Annotated in this window: 1 protein-coding gene and 1 pseudogene; both read left to right on the top strand. The window is 69.3% G+C overall.

Going from position 1 to position 1,162, the window contains the following annotated elements:
* Positions 1–164 precede the first annotated feature (164 nt).
* Positions 165–572, top strand: coding sequence for a VOC family protein (locus R6V09_RS53540; protein ID WP_317888612.1), 408 nt, complete (start codon positions 165–167; stop codon positions 570–572).
* A gap of 25 nt (positions 573–597) precedes the next feature.
* Positions 598–1,162: pseudogene (locus R6V09_RS53535) on the top strand (LOG family protein); the annotation flags it as partial.

Raw genomic sequence — 1,162 nt, 5'->3', positions numbered from 1 at the left:
GCGCAGCGCGGCGGCCCTGCGTGCGGGCGCGCTGCTGGCCCTGTTCCTCCCGCTGACCCTGTTCGTGGCCGAGCTGGCGGCGCTGCCGCTGGCCGGCCGATGAGTTTCGTACGGACGGCCGGTCTACCCACCGAACAGCACACACGCCCGATGGGAGCCCCCGCATGTACCAGCAGATGATCTTCGTGAACCTGGCCGTGAACGACGTCGACGCGTCGAGGAAGTTCTTCACGGAGCTCGGCTACTCGATCAATCCCCAGTTCAGCACCGACGAGTGCGCCTGTGTCGTGATCAGCGACACGATCATCGCGATGCTCCTCGGCAAGCAGCGCTACAGCGACTTCACGAAGAAGGAGATCGTGGACTCGACGAAGAGCAGCGAGGTGCTGCTGTGTCTGAGCGCCGAGAGCCGCGAGAAGGTCGACGAGCTGGTGAACAAGGCGGCCGCGGCGGGCGGCACCGCCAACAACGACGTCCAGGACCAGGGATTCATGTACGGCCGTTCCTTCGACGACCTCGACGGCCACAGCTGGGAGGTCGTGTGGATGGACCCGGCGGCCGTCCAGGGCTGAGCGGTTGGATGCCTAGCATGGGCGCGTGCAGACGAGCCCGGCCCATGCGGCCCACCACGACGAACGCGAGATCGAGACGGTCGAGGACTTCGACGCGACCGTCTCGTCCCGCGGCACCCTCGCCGGATACCGCGTCCAGGCCGTCGATCTGACGGACCGTACGCGGGAGTTGCTCACCACGGACACCTCGGGCGCCGTCTTCCTCGGCTGCCCGATGCGCGACGAGGCGGCGGCGAAGATCCGGGGCGACGGCGCCCTGGTCTTCCCGCCCGTCCCACATCTCCCGTTCGACCCCTACCGCGGCCATCTCTACACGCCGGCCGAGCTGTTCGACTCGCTCGACAAGGGGTACGAGCAGACCCCGGACGCGCTCGCGTACGCCTGGTTCCAGCGGACCAAGGCCGACGGCGACATATACGCGTCGATGCTGCGCGCCGTCCACGACGACTCGGTCTCCGACGCCCTCGACGAACTCCTGCGCGGGGCGCGGGTGGTGGGGGTGATGGGCGGCCACGCGATGGCGCGCGGGACGGAGGCCTACGGCGGTGCCGCGCGCCTGGGCCGTGAGCTGAGCCGCGCCGGGTACACGG

This window comes from Streptomyces sp. W16, from assembly GCF_033194735.1.
GTDB lineage: Bacteria > Actinomycetota > Actinomycetes > Streptomycetales > Streptomycetaceae > Streptomyces.
This window is presented reverse-complemented; position numbering and strand designations above follow the sequence as displayed.

What these genes read in the sequence shown, in the direction of transcription:
- R6V09_RS53540 (WP_317888612.1), top strand. Translation starts at nt 165, where the DNA reads ATGTACCAGCAGATGATCTTCGTGAACCTGGCCGTGAACGACGTCGAC.